Source organism: Kitasatospora sp. NPDC033851, from assembly GCF_055576085.1.
This window is the reverse complement of record NZ_JBVIRL010000003.1, coordinates 529,316-550,097: the sequence shown is the minus strand read 5'-3', so window position 1 is coordinate 550,097 and position 20,782 is coordinate 529,316. Positions and strand designations below refer to the sequence as shown.

Genomic DNA, 20,782 nt, shown 5'->3' with positions numbered 1-20,782 from the left:
GGCCCGGCCGCCCGACCGAGCGGCCGTCCGGCCCGACCCGTCGCCCGACTTCCGTACGGAGAAGCCGAAACCATGCCCCGCGTAGGACTGACCCCCGACCAGGTCGTCGACCACGCCCTCGCCCTCATCGACGAACAGGGCGCCGACGCCCTCACCCTGGCCGCCGTCGCCGCCCGGGCCGGGGTCGCCACCCCCTCGCTGTACAAGCACGTCAGCGGCGGCCTCGCCGAACTGCGGCAGCTGATCGCCGTCCGGGTCACCGAGGAGTTGGCCGACCGCCTCGCGGACGCCGCCGTCGGCCGCAGCGGGGACGACGCCGTCGCCACCGTCCTGCGCGCCTACCACGCGTACGCCACCGAACGCCCCCACCGCTACAACGCCCTCCCCCAGGCCCCGCAGCCCGACGACGACCTGGCCCGGGCGGCCGCCCGGCTCGTCGGCGTGATCATCGCCGTCCTGCGGGAGTACGGCCTCGACGGCTCCGAGGCGATCCACGCCGCCCGCACCGTCCGCTCCCTCGCCCACGGCTTCGCCTCCCTCACCACCGCCGGCGCCTTCCAACTCGCCGAGGACCTCACCACCACCCAGGACCGCCTCATCACCGCCCTCACCACCGGCCTGCGCACCTGGCCGGCGTAGCGGCCCGACCAGGTGCGCAGGCCGTGGTGGGCGGGGGCCGGTGCGGCGGCTCGGTCACCCTCCACCGTCCGGGGAAATGGGGTATTAAGAATCAGTGCCCCCCTCCGAGGACGACAGCCGGACTCCCGACCAGCGCCGGACCCCGCTCAGCGGTTCGACCACGCGCAGTGCGATGCGCTGTGTGCGCCTGCTGCTCGGCTGCACCAGCGCCGCCGAACTGCTCGGCACCGTCCTGGCCGAGGGCCCGAGTTGGATCACCGGCGAGGGTTCCGCGCTCTACCTGCTGGATGCCGCCGGGATGCTCCGGCTGACCGTCTCGCACGGGCTGCCGGAGCGGGCGCACGAGCGCTACGGCGTGGTCGATCCGGCCGGTGAGCTACCCGCGGCGATGGCCCTGCGGCTGCGCCGCCCCTACCTGCTCAGCCCGGAGCACACCGGCATCGACTACCCGAACCGGAACGCCGGCATGGGCACAGGGATGGTCACCGTGATCACCCTGCCGATGGTGGTGGACGAGCGGCCGGTCGGTGTCCTGGCGCTCGCGCTGGCCCACCGGGGCACCGTCCCGCGCCGTGACCTGGACGTCCTGGAGACGATCGCGGAGGCCTGCGCGCACCGGATCGACCACCTGCTCGACCACGCCGCGGACGCCCGGCTCCCGCAGGGCGCCCGTTCGCCGCTCGGCGCCCGCTCACCGCAGGGCGTCCGGTTATCCGACGGCCCGGTGCCGGAGGGGGCGGACGGCCGCCCCGCCGGGCCGGCCCATCCGCTGTTGTCGCTCGCCGTCCGGGCCGCCGGGCACGGCGCGTTCGAGCGCGATCTGGTCACCGGGGAGAGCTACTGGGACGCCGCGGCGTTCCGGGTGGCCGGGCGGCCGGTCTCCCCGGACGGCGCCGCCCCCGAGCTGGACCGCCTGGTCCACCCCGAGGACCTGCCGGACGTGCAGGCCGCGCTGGCCGAGGCGCTGGCCGCCGGCGGGCACTACCGGATCGGCTACCGGGTGCAGCGCCAGGGCGGCAAGGTGGCGCGGGTGGAGGAGTCCGGCGAGGTGATGCCGGACGTGCACGGGCGGCCGGTGCGGATCGCCGGGCTGCTCGCGGACGTCGGTCACCGGGAGCGGCCGCCGACCGACGAGGGGAGCTCGCCCGCCACCGCCCGGACGGCGCTGCTGCTGGCGCTCACCCGGGCGCTGTCGCGGGCGGTGACCGTCCGGGACGTCACCGCGGCGGTCACCGACATCGCCCGGCCGGCCCTCGGCGCCGCCGGCATCGTCCTCGACCTGGTGGACGAGGGCCGGCTGCTGCCCGTCTCGCACACCGTGTACGGGGGCCCGCGGCGCACCGAGCTCACCCGGCTGGCGGACCTGTCCGAGGCCGTGATGCAGCGTTCGCCGGCCCGCTCCGCCCCGCTGTTCAGCGAGCCCTCCGCCGCCCGCGCCCGGCACGACCCGCTCACCCCGGCGGCCTGGGCGGTGCTGCCGCTGGTCGCCTCCGGGCAGCAGGTCGGCTCCTGCCTGATCACCTTCGCCGCCGAGCGGGTGTTCAGCCGCGAGGACCGCACCCTGCACTCGGCCTTCGCCGGCATCCTCGCGCAGTCCCTGGAGCGGGCCCGGCTGTACGACACCCACCACCACCGGGCCACCGAGCTGCAGCGGGCGATGCTGCCGCGCACCCTGCCCCGGCTGCCCGGGATCGCCAGCGCCGCCCGCTACCTGCCGAGCACCGAGGGCATGCAGATCGGCGGCGACTGGTACGACCTGCTGCGGCTGCCGGACGGCCGGGTCGGGCTGGTGATCGGCGACGTCCAGGGGCACAACGCCGAGGCGACCGCCGTGATGGGCCAGCTGCGCAGCGGCCTGCGGGCATACGCGACGGACGGGCACGACCCGGCCGCCACCCTGACCCGCACCAGCCGGCTGCTGGCCGAGCTGGACACCGAACTGTTCGCGACCTGCCTCTACCTGACCCTGGACCCGGCCGACGGCGAGCTGACGGCGGCCCGGGCCGGCCACCCGGCGCCGGTGCGGATCACCGCCGGCGCCCGGGCCGTCGAGCTGGACCTGCCGGGCGGGCCGCCGCTGGGCGTGGCCCCGGAGCGGCCGTACCCGCTGGCGGTGGAGCGGCTGGCGGTCGGCGAGACGCTGCTGGCGTACACCGACGGGCTGGTCGAGGACCGCGAGGAGGACTACGACGAGTCGGTGCAGCGGATGCTCGGCGGGCTGGAGCTGTGGGCCCGGCAGACCGGGCCGGGGCGGATCGGTCCGGCGGCCTCGCTGGAGCGGCTGGCCGACCTGCTCACCCTGAACGTGACCGAGCGGCGGTCCCGGCCGGACGACGTGGCGCTGCTGCTCCTGCATCGGACGACGCCCCTTCCGTAACGCCCTGCACACAGGTCCCACACATCACGGGACGTGAATCGGCCATCCGGCGTGACGCCGCCGCACCGCGGTCGGCCTGGCGGCGCCGTCCCGAGGTCTCGTGAGGTGCGGCGATCGAGGGCGAACGAGTCCGGGTTGAGGGCGGATTGGCGCGATTTTGACGAGATCCGGTCACTTGGCGAGATCCGTTCACACCTTCGTAGGATCATCACCCTAGAATTCGCCGCGTGACGATGACTCAGTGGTCCGTAACGGCAACCGGCGTACTCGCCGTCCTCGCCCTCGTGGCCGCCGCGCGGTACCGCGCCGTGTCCGTCACCCAGCGCCGCCGTGCCGACAGCCTCCAGCTCTCGCTGCACATCGCCGGCAAGGAGTTCCTCCTCGAACACAGCCGCCGGAACACCGAACTGGCCGCCGTGCAGCAGGAGCAGGAGCACACCGCCTCCACCCAGCGGGCCTTCCTCAGCGTCGCCCGCCGGATCCTGGTGATGGCCCACGACCAGCAGGCACTGCTGGACGAGATGGAGCGCACCCACGACGACCCGGCGCTGCTGGAGGGCCTGCTCAAGGCCGACCACGCGGCCGCCCAACAGGCCCGGCTGGCCCAGACCCTGGCCGTGCTGTGCGGCGCCCGGGCCGGGCGGCACTGGCCGGAACCGGTCACCCTGGAGGACGTCGTCCGCGGCGCCCAGTCCCGCATCCTGCCGTTCCAGCGGGTGGTGGTCCGCAGCCGGATCGAGACCGCGGTGGTCGGCGCCGCGGCCGAGGCGCTGATCCACGCGATCGCCGAACTGCTGGACAACGCCACCCGCTACTCCCCGCCCAGCACCCAGGTGTTCGTCACGCTGATGCCGGTGCACAACGGCGCCGTCATCGAGATCGACGACGGCGGCGTCGGCATGCCCGAGCAGGCCGTCGCCAAGGCCGCCGCCGCGCTCGCCGGCGGCAGCACCCTGGAAGTCTCCCGACTGGGCGAGGTGCCGCAGTTGGGCCTGGCCGCGGTCGGCCGGCTCGCCGAGCAGTACGGCTTCCGGGTCACCCTCAGCTCGGCGCCCTCACCGTACGGCGGTGTGCGCGTGGTCGTCCTGCTGCCGAACGCGCTGCTCACCGAGCCGCTGCCGCCCACCGTCCCCGGCCTCGGGCCGGACGACCGGACGTTCGACCCCGACCCCCGACCGGCCTCTCCCGTCGGTCACCCCCTGGTGGAGACCCCGCCGCCCGGTCGGGCCCCCCAGCTCGGCGACACCCCGCCGCCGCTGCCCCGCCGGAGCCACCGGCGCGACCGCGCCGACCGCCCCGCCCAGCACGCCGCTCCCCCGCCGCCGCCCGCCCCGCCGTACCGCTCCGCCCGGGACGCGCAGGCGTTCATGGCGATGTTCCAGGCCGGGACCGCCAGCGGCCGATCGGCCGCCCGGGCCCAGGCCCCCTCCGACCCTTCCCGTCCTGCTTCCCCCCGACTTCCCCAGCGCTCCGGAGAGTTCCATGACCACCACCCCTGATCTCGGCTGGCTGCTCGCCGACATCATCGCCGTCCCGCAGGTCCAGCACGCCGTCGTCGTCTCCAACGACGGCCTGGAGATCGGCCGCAGCACGGGCATCGCGCGCGAGGACGCCGAACGGCTCGCCGCGGCCTGCTCCGGACTGCAGTCGCTGGCCCGCGGCGTCGCGACGGGCTTCGGCGGGCCGGGCAGCGCCACCCGCCAGATCATCATCGAGTACGGCGGCGGCTACCTCTTCATCGTCGCCGCCGGGGCCGGGGCGCACCTGGCCGTGGTGACCAGCGAGGCGGTGGACGCCGGCCTCGTCGCGTACCAGATGCAGGTCCTGGTCGAGCGGATCGGAACCCACCTCACCAGCCCGCCGCGGGTCGACCACGCGGCGGGGGGCCACCGGTGAGCGGGCCGGTCCGGCCGTACGTCATCACCGGCGGGCGCAGCCGCTCCACCCGGGCCGAGCTGGCCGTGGAGAGCCTGGTCAGCGCCTTGCCCGGACCATTAGGGCGGCCCGAACCGCCGCAACTGCCCGAGCACGCACTCCTGAACCGGGAGCACAGGCGCATCCTCGGACTCTGCCACAGCCTGCTGTCCATCGCCGAGGTGGCGGCCCACCTGGGGCTGCCCTTCGGCGTCGTCAAGGTGCTGGTCGGGGACCTGTGGGACCTCGGCGCCGTGCAGGTGCTCCCGCCCGTCCCGCAGGCCGAACGCCTGCCCACAACCCTCCTGGAAGAGGTGCTCGTTGGCCTCCGCCAACTCCGCTGAAGCCGTCCCCGAGGCCGCCGGTGCGGCCGACGGGCCGCAGTACCTGCCGTCCTCGGTGCAGGGCGCGGTCAAGATCCTGGTCACCGGCCCGTTCGGGGTCGGCAAGACCACCCTGGTCGGCTCGCTGAGCGAGATCACCCCACTGCGCACCGAGGAGACCATGACCGCCGCCAGCAGCGGCGTCGACGACCTCACCGGGCACGACACCAAGACGACCACCACGGTCGCGCTGGACTTCGGCCGGATCACGCTCAACCCGCGGCTCGCGCTGTACCTGTTCGGCACGCCCGGACAGCAGCGGTTCTGGCCGCTCTGGGACGACCTGTCGCGCGGCGCGCTCGGCGCCATCGCCATGGTCGACCTGCGCCGACCGGACGAGAGCTTCGACGTCCTCGGCCGGCTGGAGGAGCAGCGCATCCCGTTCGCGGTGGCGGTCAACACCTTCCCGGACACGCCGAGCTACCCGGAGGAGGAGCTGCGCACGGCGCTGGACCTGCTGCCGGACGTGCCGATCCTGTTCTGCGACGCGCGCGACCGCCGGCAGTCCTACGACCTGCTGATCGACTTCGTCGACCACCTGCACCGCAGCTCGATCCTGGAGCTGCAGGGATGAGCGCCCCCGAACCCCCCATGCCCTCCGGGTGCCCCGTCGCGCACGGCGGCGGCCGCCCGCCCGGCAGCGGACTGCCCGTCGGCGTGCCGCTGACCCCGCTGTACGGACCGGCCGTCGCCGAGGACCCGCACGGCCTGTACGCCCGGCTGCGCGAACGCCACGGCCCGGTCGCGCCGATCGAGCTGGAGCCCGGGGTCGAGGCCTGGCTCGTCCTCGGCTACGCCGAACTGCTCGAACTCACCCGCAACGAGGCGCTGTTCTCCAAGGACTCGCGCCGCTGGCGGGTGCCCGCCGAGGGTCGGCTGCCCGCGAACTCCCGGCTGCTGACGATGACCTCCTGGCGGCCCACCCTGCTCAACCTGGACGGCGCCGAGCACCAGCGGCTGCGCTCCGCCGTCTCGGACACCCTCGCCCAGATCGACCACCACCAGCTGCGCGGGACCACCGAGGCCGCCGCCAACAGCCTGATCGACAGCTGGGGGCCGGACGGCACCGCCGACCTGATCACCCAGTACGCCCGGCGGCTGCCACTGCTGGTCTTCACCCAGCTGATCGGCCTGCCGGCCGAGGCCGGCCCCCGACTGGTCGAACTGATCAGCCACTTCGTGGACAGCAGTGCCGAATCGCAGCGCGCCGGCGCCGAGTTCCAGGCGATCCTGGTCGACCTGGTCCGGCGCCGCCGGGCCTCGCCCAGCGCCGACCTCACCTCCTGGCTGCTCGCCCACCCGGCCGGGCTGACCGACGAGGAGGCGGTGCACCACCTGGTGGTGCTGATGGTCGCGGGCAACGAGACCTCGATCAACTGGACCGGGAACACGCTGCGGCTGCTGCTCACCGACCGGCGTTTCCGGGCCACCCTCACCGGCGGCCGGCTCACCGTCTCCGACGCCCTGGAAGAGGTGCTCTGGCGGGACCCGCCGACGCAGAACTTCCCCGGCCGCTGGGCCACCGGCGACACCGTGCTCGGCGGCCAGTACATCAGCGCCGGCGACATGCTGGTCCTCGGCCTGGCCGCGGCCAACGCCGACCCGGCCGCCCAGGGCGTCTCCGCCGCCACCCAGGGCTCCCTCGGCGGCAACCGGGCGCACCTCGCGTGGGGCGCGGGCCGGCACGTCTGCCCGGCCCAGCACCCGGCCCGGATCATCACCGAGACCGCCGTCGAGACCCTGCTGCACCGCCTGCCGGACCTCCAACTCGCTGTCCCGTCGGGCGAACTGGCCTGGCGCCCGTCCCCGTGGTCACGGGCCCTGACCGCCCTTCCGGTGCTGTACAGCGCCTTCACCCCGCCCCGCCCGCCAGCCCCCGAGAGGCCCGCATGGACACCGCCGTCGACTCCGCAGGAACCCGCCCCGAGCCCATCAGACTCGACCCCTTCGGAAGCGACCAGCACGGGGAGAACGCCCGACTCCGCGCGGCCGGCCCCGCGGTCCTGGTGGAGCTCCCTGGCGGGGTGGTGGTCTGGGCGATAACCCACCACGACACCCTCCAGTCGCTGCTGGCCGACCCCCGCGTCGGCAAGAACGCCGGACTGTGGACGACCTTCCGGGAAGGGCGGCTCCCGGAGGGCTGGCCGCTGACCAACTTCATCGTCGTGCCCGGCATGGTCACCGCCGACGGGGACGACCACCGGCGGCTGCGCGGACTGGTCTCGCAGGCCTTCACGCCGCGCCGGATAGCCGCCCTGGCGCCCGCCATCGAGGCCAGGGCCATCACGCTGCTCGACGAGGTCGCGAAGCTGGAGGGCGAGTTCGACCTCCGCACGCACTTCGCCTACCCGCTGCCGATGCAGGTGATCGGCGAACTGCTCGGCCTCGCGCTGGAGCAGCAGGACGAGCTGCACGCGCTGTCCGACACCCTGGTCTCCAGCTCGGCCACCCCGGCCGCGGCCATCGCCGCGCAGCGGGACCTGAACGCGCTGCTGGCCTCGGTGGTGGCGGCCAAGCGGGCCGCGCCCGGTGACGACCTGACCACCGACCTGATCGCCGCCCGCGAAGCCGGCCACAGCCTCGACCAGCAGCGGCTCAGCGAGGCCGAACTGGTCGGCACCCTGCTGCTGATGCTGGTCGCCGGGCACGAGACCACGCTCAACCTGATCACCAACGCCGTCCGCGCCCTGCTCGCCCACCCGGACCAGCTGCGGCTCGTCCTGGACGGCGCGCAGCCGTGGTCGGCGGTGGTCGAGGAGACGCTGCGCTACGACTCGCCGGTCGGGCAGTTCCCGCTGCGCTACGCGGTCGAGGACATCGAGGTCGGCGACGTGGTGATCCGGCGCGGCGAGGCACTGCTGGCCTCGTACGCGGCGGCCGGGCGCGACGCCGGGCACCACCCCGACGCCGACCGCTTCGACCTCACCCGCCGGCCCGCCCGGCACCTGTCGCTCGGCCACGGCCCGCACTTCTGCCTCGGCTCCGGGCTGGCCCGGCTGGAGGCCGAGACGGCGCTGCGGCACCTGTTCACGCGCTTCCCCGGGCTGGCCCTGGCGGAGGGCCGGACGAACGAGCCGATCGCGTCGTTCGTCAGCAACAGCGTGCGCACCCTGTGGGTGACGGTCGGCGCCGCCCGGTGACCTGAGGGCGGCCGGGTCGTTCGGCAGGGCATGAAGAAACTCGCCACTCTGGCCGCCCTCACCATGGCGGGCCTCGCCATCGCCGCCCCGGCGGCCTCCGCCGCCACCCAGACCGCCTCCTCGCCGGACGCCACCGGCGGCCTGACCGACGGCCTGAGCCTCTCCCCCGCCGACCTCGCCCTGAAGACCGCGAGCAAGCTCCCGGTGGTCGGGCACACCGCCGACGAGGTGGAGGCCGTCGGCACCAACCAGATGAGCCACCCCGGGCTCAGCGGGCAGATCGGCTGACCACCCGGTCAGCCGAGGGCGGCCGGCCGACCCCCGAACGGCCGGCCGCCCGGTTCGAGGTGCTCAGCCGGCGAAGAGCCCGTTGAGCTCCGGGTAGGTCAGCCCGCCGTCGAGGGCGGTGTACGTGCCACTCGCGTACACCTCCTCGGCGGCCCGGCGGACCGCCGCGTACGCCGCCCTGGCCAGACCCGGGCCGAGGCTGATCCGGGCCACGCCGAGCTTCGCCAGCTCGGCGACCGACGGCGAGCCCGGGCCGGCCAGCACGTTCAGCGGCGCCGGGACGGCCGCGACCAGGGCGGCGATGGTCTCCGGGTCGGCCACGCCGGGGACGAACACGCCGTCCGCGCCCGCCTCGACGTACGCCCGCAGCCGGCGGACCGCCTCGTCCAGCCGGCTCTCCGGGGCGCCGATCCCCAGCAGGAACACGTCGGTGCGCCCGTTGACGAAGAGCGGGACGCCGGCCGCGTCGGCCGCCGCCCGGGCCGCCGCGATCCGCTCGGCGGCCTCCTCCAGGGGGCGACCCCCGTCCTCCAGGTTCACCCCGACCGCGCCGGTGTCGAGCAGCGCGGTGACGCTCTCGCCGACCCCGGCGGCGGTGTCCGCGTAGCCGCTCTCCAGGTCCGCGGTGACCGGCAGGTCGACCGACCGGACCACCTGGGCGGTCCTGGCCAGCACCTGCTCGCGGTCGGCGCCGCCGCCGTCCGGACTGCCGAGCGACCAGCAGACGCTCGCGCTGGCCGTCGCCACCGCGCGGGCCCCGGCGACGGCCACCAGGCGGGCGCTCGCCGCGTCCCACACGTTCGCCAGCACCAGGGGCTCGCCCGGGCGGTGCAGCTCCCGGAGCAGCCGGGCCTTCTCCTGCTGGGCGGTCAGCGTCGTCATGTCCCCGCTCCTCACTTCGCGGCCGGGCTCATGCGGGTGCTGACGGCGATCCGGTTCCAGGCGTTGATGGTGGCGATCAGCGCGACCAGCTGGGCCAGCTCCGCCTCCTCGAACTGCCCGGCGGCCTCCGCCCACACGGCGTCCGGCACGTGGCCCTGGGTCAGCAGGGTGACCGACTCGGTGAGGGCCAGGGCGGCGCGCTCGCGGGCGGTGAACCAGGGGGTCTCGCGCCAGGCCGGGAGGGAGAGCAGACGGTGCTCCCGCTCGCCCTGCTTGACGGCGTCGGTGGAGTGCATGTCGATGCAGAAGGCGCAGCCGTTGATCATCGAGGCGAGCAGCTTGACCAGCTCGACGATCACCGGGTCGAGGCCCGTCCGGGAGGCCCGGTCCACGGCCACCATCGCCTGGTAGTAGGCGGGGGCGTGCTCCGGCATCGAGAGGCGCTGGTCCGGGCCGGGCACGTGGGCGTGGGTCCCGTCCGCCGTCACGGTCTCATTCGTCGTCGTCATGGCTGCCAGCCTAGGCAGTCGGTGGCCCGTTGCACTGGTGCATTGGGTGCCGGGTTCCTTGGGCCACTTCCGGTGCACGAACAGGCGTGCGAGGATCGCTGGGAGGACGAGGTCAGGGGACAGGGTCGTGTGCACGGCGTTCGTCAGCATCGAGCCGGGTGCGGCGGCGCCGGTGCTACTGCTGTCCGTCCGGGACGAGTACCTGGGGCGCGCCTGGCTGCCGCCGGACCACCACTGGCCGGACCGGCCCGAACTGCTCGGCGGACTGGACCTCGCGGCCGGCGGCACCTGGCTGGCCGTCGACCCCACCCGGCGCACCGCCGCCTGCCTGCTGAACGGCTTCGGCCCGCTCGCCCCCGCCGACTCCCGGCGGACCCGGGGCCGACTGCCGCTCACCGCCGTCACGGAGGGCGGCATCGGCCACCTCGACCTCACCCCGTACGACCCCTTCCACCTCGTCCTGGTCCGCCCGGACGGCGCCACCGTCGCCGGCTGGGACGGCAACCGCCTGGCGGAGCGCGAACTGCCCGCCGGCCTCAGCGTGGTGCTCAACGACGGGCTGGAGGGCCTGGCCGCCAAGCGCTCCGCCTCCGAGCGGATCAGCGCGCTGATGGCCGCCCGCGCCGCCCATTTCCGGGCCCGCTTCACCGCCGCGCCCCGGCCCGAACCGACCGGCGACGGGCCCGCCGCGCGGGCCTGGGGCGGGTGGCTGCCGATCGTCTCCGGCGACGGGCTGGCGCGGGACGAGGACGCGGCGCTGATCCAGCGGCGGGACTTCGGCGACGGGCGGATCTGGGGCTCCTCGTCGATCTCGCTGCTCGCGCTCGGGCCGGACCGACTGCGGTACGACTTCGCGGCCGCCCCGGTGGCGGCGGACGGGTCGGGCTGGCAGCGGGTGGCGGTCTCCTGAGGCCCGCCGTCGGCGGCTACGGCGTCAGGGACTTGAACCTGACGTTGCGGGAGGCGGCATCGTGGCGTGCGCCGAGCCCGAAGCCGCACCCCGAGGAGCCACGATGCACCGCCTGCCCGCCGTCCTGACCGTCGCCCTGCCGCTGGTGGGCACGCCGCTCGCGGTGAGCGCCGTCGTCCTGCTCGGCGACGCGGCGCACCGGGCCGTCCCGTCCCCCACCGTACTGGCCGTCGTAGCAGGGGCGTTGATCCACCATCTCGGCGCCGATGTCGCCCGGACGTACGGTCGGTGAACTTCTGGCGGCGGGACTGCCGGGCGTCTACATGCCCGTAGTAGCTTCGCGAGGGCCACCGGATCAGGCCGGCCGCCGACCCCCCGAGCGAAGGTGCGCGATGTCCACCCTGACCTACCCGGAAGCGATAGGCGTCGGCCTGCTGCAGGGTGTGACGGAACTGTTCCCGGTCTCCAGCCTCGGCCACAGCATCCTGCTGCCCGCCCTGATCGGCGGGAAGATCCAGCACGACCTCGACATGACCGCCGAGGGCTCGTCCTACCTCGCCGCCCTGGTCGCCCTGCACCTGGCCACCGCGCTCGCGCTGGTCGTGTACTTCTGGAACGACTGGGTCCGCATCGTCGGCGGGCTCCTCAGCTCGATCCGCCACCGCCGGGTGGAGAGCCGCAACGAGAAGCTCGCCTGGCTGCTCATCCTCTCCACCATCCCGGTCGGCGTGGCCGGCCTCGTGCTGGAGAAGGCCCTGCGCAACGCGCTCGGCAAGCCCGTCCCGGCCGCCGTCTTCCTCGCCCTCAACGGGCTCGTGCTGCTCGGCGCCGAACGGCTCAAGCGCGGCGGCACCGGCCGCCGCCGGGCCACCGGGCACGCCGCCCCCGTCGACGAGCCGGGCCTGGACCCGGCGGTCGCCTCCGACCAGCGGCTGACCAGGCTGGGCTACGGGCAGGGCGCCTGGATCGGCGCCGCGCAGATCCTCGCGCTGTTCCCCGGCATCAGCCGCTCCGGCGTCACCATGAGCGCCGGCATCCTGCGCGGACTGCACCACGAGGACGCCGCCCGTTTCTCCTTCCTGCTCGCCACCCCGGTCATCCTGGCCGCCTCGGTGCTGAAGGTCCCCGAGCTGTTCAAGCCGGAGAACTCCGCCGTGCTCGGCCCGGTCGCCGCGGGCAGCGTCGCGGCCTTCGTCGCCGGGTACGTCTCGGTGCGGTTCCTCACCAAGTACTTCGAGACCCGCAGCCTGACGCCGTTCGCGGTCTACTGCTTCCTGGCCGGCGTCGGCAGCGCGGTCTACCTGTCCGTCTGACGACCCACGGGGAACGGCCGGACCGGGCGGGACGCGCCGCGGTGGGCGGCCCTCCGGGCCCGGCCGGCGGGGTGCCGGACGGGCCCCGAGCACCGGCCGGGCCTCAGACCACGAGGCCCAGGGCGGCCAGGCGGGTCGGGTCGGTGAGGATGTTCATCTCGGTGATGCGCCCGTCGTGGATGGTGAACGACATCACCGACAGCGGACGGCCCTCGGCGAAGGACACCACCCCGGGCGAACCGTTGACCAGGACCAGAGCGCCGTCGGCGGCGAAGCGGGCGAAGGCGATCGCCTGCGACGCGACGTCCGCCGCACCCCGGCGCAGCACGCTCGGCACCAGCGTGCCGCCGTCGGAACGGGCCACCACGTCCGGGTCCAGCACGGTCAGCAGGGCATCGAAGTCACCGCCCCGGGAGGCCGTCAGGAAGGCCTCCACCACCTCCCGCTTACGGGCGTTGTCGGCGTCCGCGGCCGGGGTGGCGCCCTGCACCCGACGGCGGGCGCGACTGGCCAGCTGCCGGGTGGAGGCCGCGGTACGGCCGAGCACCTCGGCGATCCCGTCGAAGGGCACCTCGAACATGTCGTGCAGCACGAAGGCCACCCGCTCCGCCGGGGACAGCGTCTCCAGGACCACCATGAGCGCGATCCCGACCGAGTCGGCGACCAGGATCTCGTGCACCGGGTCCAACGCCGCCAACCCGCTCACCACCGGGTCCGGCAACCGCACCTGCCCGTCCTGCTCCGGCAGCGGGTCCTCCCGGCGGGACGTGCGGGAGCGCAACTGGTCCAGGCAGACCCGGCCGACCACCGTGGTGAGCCAGGCCCCGAGGTTGCGCACCTCGCCCACGTCGCTGCGGCTCAGCTTCAGCCAGGCCTCCTGGACGGCGTCCTCGGCTTCGGCGATCGACCCGAGCATACGGTAGGCCACCGCCCGCAGTTGCGCGCGCTCCGCCTCGAAACGCCCTGCCAGCACGGCCAGTTCGGCCGGAGAAATTTCCTCGCTCACGCTGTCACATCCTCGCGTCGGGATCCGTCGGTCCAGTGACGGACGCTAACCGAAGAGGAGATCACCGTGACCACCGCCCGCATGAAGAACCCCGCCATGGTCCTGCCGGACGCGACCAAGGGCATCCAGGCCATCTACAAGGCCGCGTACCAGGGCGGCGTCGCCCCGCAGCTCCTGGAACTGGTCCACCTGCGCGCCAGCCAGATCAACGGCTGCAGCGCCTGCGTGTTCTCGGGCGTCAACGGCGCGAAGAAGCACGGCGAGACCGACGAGCGGCTGCACGCCGTCGCGGCCTGGCGCGAGGCACCGTTCTTCACCGACGAGGAACGCGCCGCCCTCGAACTCACCGAAGCCGCCACCCGCATCGCCGACCGCTCCGGCAAGGCCGTCCCGGACGCGATCTGGGACGCCGCCGCCGACCACTTCACCGAGGAGCAGCTCTCCGCGATCATCCTGATGATCGCGCTGACCAACTTCTTCAACCGCATCAACACCACCATCGAAGAGCCCGCCGGCACCACCTGGTGAACCCGGCTGGCAGCTCCCCCGCGCGAGAATGGGAGCGTGACCGGCTCCTGGACCTCCTTCGGCGGCGACCTGCACCTGGACCTCACCGAGCGGCGCGCCGCCGGAGCCGGGCTGCGGGCCGCCCTCGAGGACGCCCTGCGCGAGGCCGTCCAGGACGGGAGACTCGGACCCGGCACCAGACTGCCCTCCTCCCGGGCCCTCGGCGAAGACCTCGGGATCGCCCGCAACACCGTCGTCGAGGCGTACGGCCAGCTCACCGCGGAAGGCTGGCTGAACTCCCGGCAGGGCTCCGGCACCACCGTCGCCGGACGGACCGTGCCGGACCCGCCCGCCGCGGGCCGGCGGGCCGCCGCCCGGACCGAGCCCCGGCGGCGGCCCGTCCGGCACGACCTGATGTCCGGGCGGCCCGACCTCTCGCTCTTCCCCCGCACCGCCTGGCTCGCCGCCGCCCGCCGCGCCCTCGCCACCGCACCGCACGAAGCCCTCGACTACGGCAGCCCTCTCGGCCGGATCGAACTGCGGCAGGCCCTCACCCACTACCTGGCCCGGGTCCGCGGCGTCCGTACCGACCCCGACCACCTGCTCATCTGCTCCGGCGTCACCCAGGGCCTCGGCCTGCTCTGCACCGCCCTGCGGCAGCGCGGCGCCCAGGCGCTCGCCGTCGAGGAGTACGGGCTGCCGCCCCAGCACGCCATCGCCCGGGCCGCCGGACTCACCACCGTCCCGCTGCCACTGGACGAGGAGGGCGCCCGGACCGACCGGCTCGACACCCGCCCCGGCGCCGCCCTGCTCACCCCGGCCCACCAGTACCCCACCGGCGCCCCGCTCTCCGCCGAACGGCGGGCCGAGGCGGTGCGGTGGGCGCGCGAACAGGACCGGTACGTCATCGAGGACGACTACGACGGCGAGTTCCGCTACGACCGGCAACCGCTCGGTGCCATGCAGGCACTCGACCCGGAACGCGTCGTGTACGCCGGAACGGCCGCCAAGAGCCTCGCGCCGGGCCTGCGGCTGGCCTGGCTCGCCCTGCCGGACGCCCTCGTCGAACCGGTCGCCCGGCTCAAGGTGCTCGCCGACACGATGTCCCCGGTGCTCGACCAGCTGACCCTGGCGGAGCTGATCACCTCCGGCACGTACGACCGCCACGTACGGCGCTGCCGCCTCCACTACCGGCGCCGCCGCGACACGTTGGTCGCCGCACTCGCCGAACACGCCCCGCACGTCCGGGTCACCGGCATCGCGGCCGGCCTGCACGCCGTCCTCCAACTCCCGCCCGGCTCCACCCCCGAAGCCGAACTCCTCGCCCGTGCCCAAGCCGTCGGCCTCTCCCTGAACGGCCTCACCTGGCACCGCGCCACCCCGACCCCCACCGACACCCCGCCTTCCCTCGTCATCGGCTACGGCACCCCGCCCGACCACGCCTTCCCGGCCGCACTGCAGGCCCTCTGCGAACTGCTGCGCGGCGCGTGAGGAGGAGCGGGCGAAGGGTTCCGCCCGCCTCCCTCAGGGTGGGGGCGGGCGGGCGGCGGGGGCGGCTACTTGTTGCGGCTGCCGAGTTCGAACAGGAGCATGATGAAGCCGGCGAAGACGTGGATGCCGGCGGTGTAGATGACCAGCCGGAGGTAGACCCGCTTGTTGGCCCACTTGCCGGCGTCCATGGTCTTCGGGCCGGCGGGAGTGTCAGCGGCAGCGGCCGGGGTGGCAGGGGCCGGGGTGGCAGTGGCGGGATCGGCCATGGGGATCTCCTCCGAGGTGTTCTGACGGCAGGTCAGTGGGTCGCGGCGGGGCCGCCGCCGAGGCAGAGTTCGCCGCCGGGACTCTGCAGCAGGGTGTGGACGAAGAGCAGTTCGACGCCGTGGTCCGACTCGGCGGCGATGCAGTGCGGGGTGAGCGAGTCGAAGTGGGCGGAGTCGCCCACGGCGAGGTGGTGGACCCGGTCGCCGAGGGTGAGCCGGAGTGCGCCCTGCAGGACGTACAGCCATTCCTCGCCGGGGTGGACCCGGACCACCGCGTCCTGGACACCCGGCGGGACGTGCACCCGCAGGGCCTGCATGGCGCGGCCGGGGGCGCCGGCCCGGCGGTAGCCCCAGCCGCCGGCCCGGCCGGGTTCGATGGCGCCGCCGCGGACCACCGGGTCCGGTTCGGCCATGGTCTCGCCGAGCAGGCCGGACACCGAGGTGCCGTAGGCGCGGGCGAGGCCGAGCAGGACGGGCAGCGAGGGCTGGCGCCGGCCGGTCTCCAGCCGGGAGAGATACGCTGGGGACAGTCCGATCCGCGCGGCGGCCACCTCCAGGGTGAGGCGGCTGCTGAGCCGGTGCTCGCGGAGGCGGGCGGCGAGGCCGGCGACCTCCTGGTCGTCGAGCTGGTCGCCGGTGGCGGGGGTGCCGGTGGAGCTGGTGGTCATGTGCCCAGTGGACACCTGGCGTGCCGCACGGGCAAGAAATTTGCCTCAGAGGCAATCCCCGGAGGCGCTCCCCCGTCGCTCAGGGCCGGGGGATGTTCCGCAGGTTGCTCCGGGCCAGGTCGATCATGCGTCCGACGCCGCCGGAGAGCACCGTCCGGCCGGCCGCCAGCGCGAAGCCCTTCAGCTGGGCGGCGGTGATGTGCGGCGGGATGGACAGCGCGTTGGGATCGGTGACCACGTCCACCAGGGCCGGCCCGGGCCGTTCGAGCGCCTCGGCCAGCACCTCCCGCACCCGGGCCGGTTCGGCCACCCGCTTGGCCGGGATCCCCATCGCCCGGGCGATCCCCGCGTAGTCCACGTCCCCGTTGTCGATCTCGTACTCCGGGTAGCCGGAGACCAGCATCTCCAGCTTGATCATGCCGAGCGCGCCGTTGTTGAACACCACCGTCTTCACCGGCAGCCGGTGCTTCGCCACCGTGAGCAGTTCGCCGAGGAGCATGCCGAGGCCGCCGTCGCCGGACATCGCGATCACCTGGCGGCCGGGGTTGGCGAGCTGGGCGCCGATGGCGTGCGGGAGGGCGTTGGCCATCGAGCCGTGGAGGAAGGAGCCGATCACCCGGCGGTGGCCGTTGGGCTGCAGGTAGCGGGCGGCCCAGACGTTGTTCATGCCGGTGTCGACGGTGAACACCGCGTCCTGGGCGGCGACGTCGTCGAGGACGGCGGCGACGTACTCGGGGTGGATCGGCAGGTGCTTCTCGATGTCGCGGGTGTAGGCGCCGACCACGTCCTCCAGCGCGCGGCAGTGCTTGCGCAGCATGCCGTCGAGGAAGGCGCGGTCGGGTTCGGCGTCCAGCAGCGGCAGGACGGCCCGCAGGGTGGCGGCGACGTCGCCGTGGACGGCCAGGTCGAGCGCGGTGCGGCGGCCGAGGCGGGTCGCGTCGTGGTCGACCTGAACGGTGTGGACCTGCGGCAGGAAGGAGTCGTACGGGAAGTCGGTGCCGAGCAGCAGCACCAGGTCGGCGGAGTGCAGCGCCTCGTGGCAGGCCCCGTAGCCGAGCAGGCCGCTCATGCCGACGTCGTACGGGTTGTCGTACTGGATCCATTCCTTGCCGCGCAGGGAGTGGCCGATCGGCGCGTTCAGGGCCTGCGCCGCCTCCATCACCTCGGCGTGCGCGCCGCGCACCCCCGCGCCGCAGAACAGCACGACCTTACGGGCCGCGTTGAGCAGCCGGGCCAGCTCCTGCACCTGGGACCACGGCGGCGCGGCGACGGCCTGCTCGGTGAGGAAGTGGCTGGTGCCGGTGGGTCCGGCGGCGGGCAGCGCGGCGACGTCGCCGGGGAAGGCCAGCACCGAGACGCCGTGCGAGCCGAGCGCGTGCTGGATGGCGATCCGCAGCAGCCGGGGCAGCTGGGCGGGGGTGGAGAGCATCTCGCACCAGTTGCTGCAGTCGGTGAACACCCGCTCGGGGTGGGTCTCCTGGAAGAAGCCGGTGCCGATCTGGCCGGACGGGATGTGCGAGGCGAGGGCGAGGACGGGCAGGCCACTGCGCTGGGCGTCGTAGAGGCCCTGGACGAGGTGGGTGTTGCCGGGGCCGCAGGAGCCGGCGCAGACGGCGAGCCGGCCGGTGAGTTCGGCCTCGGCGGCGGCCGCGAAGGCGCCGGCCTCCTCGTTGCGCACGTGCACCCAGCCGATGCCCTCGGACCGGCGGATCGCGTCCACGACGGGGTTGAGGCTGTCGCCGACGACGCCGTAGACCCGCTCCACCCCGGCCTGCCGGAGCACCTCCACCATCTGTTCGGCCACGCTCGCCACGGGTGCGACTCCTTCGCTGGGCGCCGATCGTCATGGGCACCTGCACCCTCCGACGGACGGGGGGTGCGCGCAGCCGGGGTGCGCCGAACGGGTGACACGGCAGGTCGGGTGACAGGACAGGTCGGGGGGGTCGGGCAGGTCGGGGGGGTCGGGCAGGTCGGGGGCCGGGCGCTACTCGGCCGCGAGGTGGTCCGGTTGGCCGAGTTTGCCGGCGGCCAGGCCCGCCTGGGGTTGGCGGCGGGCGGGCTCGCGGCCGGGAGGCTGGGCGACGCGCTCCTGGGCGGGCGGGGCGGTGGTGGGCAGGGTGACCGGTCGGCCCGCCTTGACCTGGACCGTCTCGCCGTCGTGCCGCAGGTGGAGGACCTCGCCGCGGCGCAGCGTGTACGTCGTGTGCTCGTGGCTGATCCGGACGCCGAGCAGGTGTCCGCGCACCAGCAGGGAGAAGCTCAGCCGCATCAGCCCGGACGGCAGCCGGGGGCGGAAGAACAGCGTCTCGTCGTGGTCGCGCAGCCCGCCGAAGCCGGCCACCAGGGCGATGCAGGCCCCGGCGAGCGAGGCCATGTGCAGGCCGTCGCGGGTGTTGCCGCCGAGGTCGTGGAGGTCCATCAGGGCGGCTTCGGCGGTGTAGTCGTACGCGAGGTCGAGCTGGCCGACCTCGGCGGCGATGACGGCCTGGGTGCAGGCGGAGAGCGAGGAGTCGCGGACGGTGAGGCGCTCGTAGTAGGCGAAGTTGCGGGCCTTCTGCTCGTCGGTGAAGGCGTCGCCGCGGACCTGCATGGCGAGCACCAGGTCGGCCTGCTTGACCACCTGCTTGCGGTACAGGTCGAAGTACGGGAAGTGCAGCAGCAGCGGGTACTTCTCGGGCGGGGTGTTCTCGAAGTCCCACACCTGGTGGTGGGTGAAGTCGTCGGCCTGCGGGTGGACGCCGAGGTCCTCGTCGTACGGGATGTACATCGCGGCGGCCGCGTCCCGCCAGGCGGCGGTCTCCTCGGTGTCGACGCCGAGGGCGGCGGCCTCGCGCGGGTGGCGGACGGCGGCCTCGGCCGCGGCGCGCAGGTTCGCCTGCGCCATCAGGTTGGTGAACACGTTGTTGTCGGCGACGGCGCTGTACTCGTCGGGGCCGGTGACGCCCTCGATCCGGAACCTGCCGGCGACGTCGTGGTGGCCGAGCGAGCGCCACATCCGGGCGGTCTCGACGAGGAGTTCGAGCCCGTACTCGCGCTCGAACTCCTCGTCCGCGGTGGCCCGGACGTAGCGGGCGACGGCGGCGGCGATGTCGGCGCCGATGTGGAAGGCGGCGGTGCCGGCCGGCCAGTACCCGGAGCACTCCTCGCCGCGGATCGTCCGCCACGGGAACACCGCGCCGGACAGGCCGAGTTGGGCGGCCCGTTCGCGGGCCAGCGGGAGCGTGGTGTGCCGCCAGCGCAGGGCCTGGTTGACGGCGGCGGGCAGGCAGTAGGTGAGCACCGGCAGGACGAAGGTCTCGGTGTCCCAGAAGCTGTGCCCGTCGTAGCCGGGGCCGGTCAGCCCCTTGGCGGGGATGGCCCGCTCCTCGCTGCGGGCGCCGGCCTGCAGGACGTGGAAGATCGCGAACCGGACGGCCTGCTGGAGTTCGACGTCGCCCTCGATCTCGATGTCGCTGGTCTCCCAGAACTCCCGCAGGAACTCGGCCTGTTCCGCGACCAGTCCGTCCCAGCCGGTGTACCGGGCGGCGGTCAGCGCGGCCTCCACCTGGTCCCGGACGGCGGGCAGCGAGCGGGTGCCGGACCAGCCGTAGGCCATGAACTTGGCCAGCCGCAGCCGCTGTCCCGGCTCCAGCACGGAGGTGACGCTGATCCGGCACTGGTCGGGGTCGGCCTCGGCGACGGTGTCGAGCTTCTCCGGGCCTTCGATGACGTGGTCCATCCCGGCCGCGACCCGGATGCCGCTGTAGCGGGTGCGGTGGACCAGGACGCCCTTGGTGGCAGTGGCGTGGTGCGCCTCGGACTGCAGCGGCGCCTCCAGGACGGCCGCGGCGCGCGGGTCGCCCTCGGGGCCTCCGGGCAGCTGCTCGTTGGCGACCAGCTCGGACTGCAGGACGATCCGCACCGGGCCGTCCACCGCCTCGACGCTGTACTCGACGGCGGCGACGGCGCGCTGGGTGAGCGAGACCAGCCGGGAGGAGCGCACCCGGATGGTCCGGCCGGCCGGGGAGACCCACTCGGCCTCGCGGTGCAGCAGCCCCTCGCGGAAGTCCAACCAGCGCTTGTGGCTGATGAGTTCGCCGTAGCGCAGGTCGAAGGGCTCGTCGTCCACCAGCAGCCGGATGATCTTGCCGTTGGTCACGTTGATGACGCTCTGGCTGGACTCCGGGTAGCCGTAGCCGCCCTCGCCGTACGGCAGCGGGCGCAGCTCGAAGACGCCGTTGAGGTAGGTGCCGGGCAGGCCGTGCGGCTCACCCTCGTCCAGGTTGGCCCGCAGGCCGATGTGCCCGTTGGAGAGCGCGAAGACGGACTCGGAGCGGGCCAGCGCGGCCAGGTCCAGGCCCAGTTCGGTGATCTGCCAGGGGTCGATCGCGAAGTTGTCCGAGGGACTCATGCACCCACCTCGCTGCGCTCGGCAGGGGCATCCGCCCAGACGCACCCCTCGATGACTCGCTCACTACGCTCGCTCATGCACCCACCTCGCTGCGCTCGC

The 20,782-nt window shown here is 74.2% G+C and carries 21 protein-coding genes; 14 read left to right on the top strand and 7 right to left on the bottom strand.

All coding sequences use genetic code 11. From position 1 onward, the window contains the following. Positions 1 to 72 precede the first annotated feature (72 nt). From ACZ51D_RS09330 to ACZ51D_RS09290, 9 genes are all read left to right on the top strand, one after another. Positions 73 to 639 carry a TetR/AcrR family transcriptional regulator gene (locus ACZ51D_RS09330; RefSeq protein ID WP_465615829.1) on the top strand — a complete coding sequence of 189 codons (567 nt, stop codon included), beginning with the start codon at positions 73 to 75 and terminating at the stop codon, positions 637 to 639. 94 nt (positions 640 to 733) lie between these two features. Next, on the top strand, positions 734 to 3,016 hold the full coding sequence (locus tag ACZ51D_RS09325) for a SpoIIE family protein phosphatase (protein ID WP_465661747.1): 2,283 nt from the start codon (positions 734 to 736) through the stop codon (positions 3,014 to 3,016). 233 nt (positions 3,017 to 3,249) lie between these two features. Beyond that, positions 3,250 to 4,515, top strand: coding sequence for an ATP-binding protein (locus ACZ51D_RS09320; protein ID WP_465615878.1), 1,266 nt, complete (start codon positions 3,250 to 3,252; stop codon positions 4,513 to 4,515). Further along, complete coding sequence (locus ACZ51D_RS09315; protein ID WP_360505840.1) at positions 4,499 to 4,912, top strand: roadblock/LC7 domain-containing protein; 414 nt, start codon at positions 4,499 to 4,501, stop codon at positions 4,910 to 4,912. Before ACZ51D_RS09320 ends, ACZ51D_RS09315 begins: the two co-directional genes overlap by 17 nt. Then, on the top strand, positions 4,909 to 5,274 hold the full coding sequence (locus tag ACZ51D_RS09310; protein WP_465615824.1) for a DUF742 domain-containing protein: 366 nt from the start codon (positions 4,909 to 4,911) through the stop codon (positions 5,272 to 5,274). Before ACZ51D_RS09315 ends, ACZ51D_RS09310 begins: the two co-directional genes overlap by 4 nt. After that, positions 5,252 to 5,887 carry a GTP-binding protein gene (locus ACZ51D_RS09305; RefSeq protein WP_360505846.1) on the top strand — a complete coding sequence of 212 codons (636 nt, stop codon included), beginning with the start codon at positions 5,252 to 5,254 and terminating at the stop codon, positions 5,885 to 5,887. The genes ACZ51D_RS09310 and ACZ51D_RS09305 overlap by 23 nt, the downstream gene beginning before the upstream one ends. Continuing rightward, positions 5,884 to 7,356, top strand: coding sequence for a cytochrome P450 (locus ACZ51D_RS09300; protein WP_465661744.1), 1,473 nt, complete (start codon positions 5,884 to 5,886; stop codon positions 7,354 to 7,356). Before ACZ51D_RS09305 ends, ACZ51D_RS09300 begins: the two co-directional genes overlap by 4 nt. Next, entirely contained in the window at positions 7,320 to 8,453 is a 1,134-nt protein-coding gene (locus ACZ51D_RS09295; protein WP_465615820.1) for a cytochrome P450 family protein, read from the top strand. The genes ACZ51D_RS09300 and ACZ51D_RS09295 overlap by 37 nt, the downstream gene beginning before the upstream one ends. A gap of 30 nt (positions 8,454 to 8,483) precedes the next feature. After that, entirely contained in the window at positions 8,484 to 8,741 is a 258-nt protein-coding gene (locus ACZ51D_RS09290) for a hypothetical protein (protein WP_360505853.1), read from the top strand. Between the two features lie 63 nt (positions 8,742 to 8,804). On the opposite strand, the gene ACZ51D_RS09285 is transcribed toward ACZ51D_RS09290, so the two are convergent. Next, complete coding sequence (locus ACZ51D_RS09285; RefSeq protein ID WP_360505856.1) at positions 8,805 to 9,623, bottom strand: isocitrate lyase/PEP mutase family protein; 819 nt, start codon at positions 9,621 to 9,623, stop codon at positions 8,805 to 8,807. 11 nt (positions 9,624 to 9,634) lie between these two features. Next, entirely contained in the window at positions 9,635 to 10,132 is a 498-nt protein-coding gene (locus ACZ51D_RS09280; protein WP_360505858.1) for a carboxymuconolactone decarboxylase family protein, read from the bottom strand. A 127-nt stretch (positions 10,133 to 10,259) separates the two neighbouring features. Between ACZ51D_RS09280 and ACZ51D_RS09275 the strand changes: the two genes are divergently transcribed. The 3 genes from ACZ51D_RS09275 (at position 10,260) to ACZ51D_RS09265 (ending at position 12,355) form a co-directional block, all read left to right on the top strand. Continuing rightward, the gene (locus ACZ51D_RS09275) at positions 10,260 to 11,042 is read left to right on the top strand and encodes an NRDE family protein (protein WP_465661742.1); all 783 of its coding nucleotides are present in this window, start codon (positions 10,260 to 10,262) and stop codon (positions 11,040 to 11,042) included. A 103-nt stretch (positions 11,043 to 11,145) separates the two neighbouring features. Next, positions 11,146 to 11,334: a hypothetical protein gene (locus tag ACZ51D_RS09270; RefSeq protein ID WP_360505863.1), complete on the top strand. Its 189-nt coding sequence runs from the start codon at positions 11,146 to 11,148 to the stop codon at positions 11,332 to 11,334. Positions 11,335 to 11,434: 100 nt separating this feature from the next. Continuing rightward, positions 11,435 to 12,355, top strand: a complete 921-nt coding sequence (locus ACZ51D_RS09265) for an undecaprenyl-diphosphate phosphatase (protein ID WP_465615815.1) — start codon at positions 11,435 to 11,437, stop codon at positions 12,353 to 12,355. A 103-nt stretch (positions 12,356 to 12,458) separates the two neighbouring features. Here the strand turns inward: ACZ51D_RS09265 and ACZ51D_RS09260 are convergent, their stop codons facing one another. Beyond that, the gene (locus tag ACZ51D_RS09260; protein ID WP_465615813.1) at positions 12,459 to 13,361 is read right to left on the bottom strand and encodes a sigma-70 family RNA polymerase sigma factor; all 903 of its coding nucleotides are present in this window, start codon (positions 13,359 to 13,361) and stop codon (positions 12,459 to 12,461) included. Between the two features lie 81 nt (positions 13,362 to 13,442). Here ACZ51D_RS09260 and ACZ51D_RS09255 point away from each other — a divergent pair, with 81 nt between their 5' ends. After that, positions 13,443 to 13,889 carry a carboxymuconolactone decarboxylase family protein gene (locus tag ACZ51D_RS09255; RefSeq protein ID WP_465615876.1) on the top strand — a complete coding sequence of 149 codons (447 nt, stop codon included), beginning with the start codon at positions 13,443 to 13,445 and terminating at the stop codon, positions 13,887 to 13,889. Positions 13,890 to 13,925: 36 nt separating this feature from the next. Then, positions 13,926 to 15,359, top strand: coding sequence for a MocR-like pyridoxine biosynthesis transcription factor PdxR (gene pdxR, locus ACZ51D_RS09250; protein ID WP_465615811.1), 1,434 nt, complete (start codon positions 13,926 to 13,928; stop codon positions 15,357 to 15,359). Positions 15,360 to 15,424: 65 nt separating this feature from the next. On the opposite strand, the gene ACZ51D_RS09245 is transcribed toward pdxR, so the two are convergent. From ACZ51D_RS09245 to ACZ51D_RS09230, 4 genes are all read right to left on the bottom strand, one after another. Next, complete coding sequence (locus ACZ51D_RS09245) at positions 15,425 to 15,625, bottom strand: DUF6126 family protein (protein WP_465615809.1); 201 nt, start codon at positions 15,623 to 15,625, stop codon at positions 15,425 to 15,427. A 32-nt stretch (positions 15,626 to 15,657) separates the two neighbouring features. Further along, positions 15,658 to 16,293: a helix-turn-helix domain-containing protein gene (locus ACZ51D_RS09240; RefSeq protein ID WP_465615807.1), complete on the bottom strand. Its 636-nt coding sequence runs from the start codon at positions 16,291 to 16,293 to the stop codon at positions 15,658 to 15,660. A gap of 79 nt (positions 16,294 to 16,372) precedes the next feature. Next, positions 16,373 to 18,085: a pyruvate dehydrogenase gene (locus ACZ51D_RS09235; protein WP_396290288.1), complete on the bottom strand. Its 1,713-nt coding sequence runs from the start codon at positions 18,083 to 18,085 to the stop codon at positions 16,373 to 16,375. A 192-nt stretch (positions 18,086 to 18,277) separates the two neighbouring features. Beyond that, positions 18,278 to 20,683 (bottom strand): glycoside hydrolase family 65 protein, encoded by a 2,406-nt coding sequence (locus ACZ51D_RS09230; RefSeq protein WP_465615805.1) that lies wholly within the window; start codon positions 20,681 to 20,683, stop codon positions 18,278 to 18,280. Positions 20,684 to 20,782: the final 99 nt, after the last annotated feature.